Source organism: Blautia sp. An46, from assembly GCF_002161645.1.
GTDB classification, from domain to species: Bacteria; Bacillota; Clostridia; order Lachnospirales; family Lachnospiraceae; genus Blautia; species Blautia ornithocaccae.
The window spans coordinates 1-894 of sequence record NZ_NFIF01000058.1; the positions used below are offsets into that span (position 1 = coordinate 1).

1 protein-coding gene is annotated in these 894 nt (G+C 44.1%); it reads right to left on the reverse strand.

The window, feature by feature from the left end; genetic code table 11:
• Positions 1-894 (reverse strand): IS91 family transposase (locus tag B5G00_RS18490; protein ID WP_206423814.1); only part of this gene is annotated, 894 nt, incomplete at both ends.

Here is an 894-nt window from a genome sequence, read left to right on the forward strand (position 1 = left end):
CCGAATTCGTACAAAACGCTTTGGGGGGACATGCATCAAAAAACGTCGTATGAATTCGATACCGGAAAGGGTCAGTTCTTTCCACTGCCCTTTGTTCCGGTAATCTTTCACAGAAAAAGTGACGGTTTCATCATCCATACGGATGATGCGATGATTGCTAATAGCAATCCGATGGGTGTATTTTCCAAGATAATCAATCACAGACTGTGCACCGTGAAAGGTTTTCTTACAATAAGGGATCCACTCCGCAGAGTAACAGGTATCAAGCAGTTCTTTGAATGCATAATGGTTACGGTATTTTTCGGCTGTTCCATGAAACTCAAGCCGGTCGGTCTCCCAAAGGTTTTTCAATTCTTCCATGTATTTTCCGCGGAATACTTTGGAAATGACCTGGATTGGAAGGAAAAATTCAGTGCCGTTATCCTTCCATTCATTTTTTGGTGTCAATCCTCCGCCAAGCAGTATTGTGTGGATATGGGGATGAAAGTTCATTTCAGAACCCCATGTATGCAGGATGCAGATATATCCAACGGAAGCCCCAAGATGCTTTGGGTCAGCAGCCAGTTCGCTGATTGTAGCAGAAGCAGCGTGATACAGGGTGTCATACAATTGCTTCTGATTACTGTAAATGACTGGATTCAAGATATCCGGAACTGTAAATACGAGATGAAAGTAAGGTGCATCAAGTACATCTTCCCTGCGGGCATCCATCCACATTTCCTTTGGAACAGCCTGGCACATGGGACAACAGCGGTTACGACAGGAGTTATAATGAATCTGAACGGTACCACAATCCTCACATATGCTGACATTCGCACCATAAGCTCCGGTTTTACAGTTTATGATGTTCCGGGAAACTTTTGCCTGTTCAGGGGAAGGGGAATACTTTTCAAG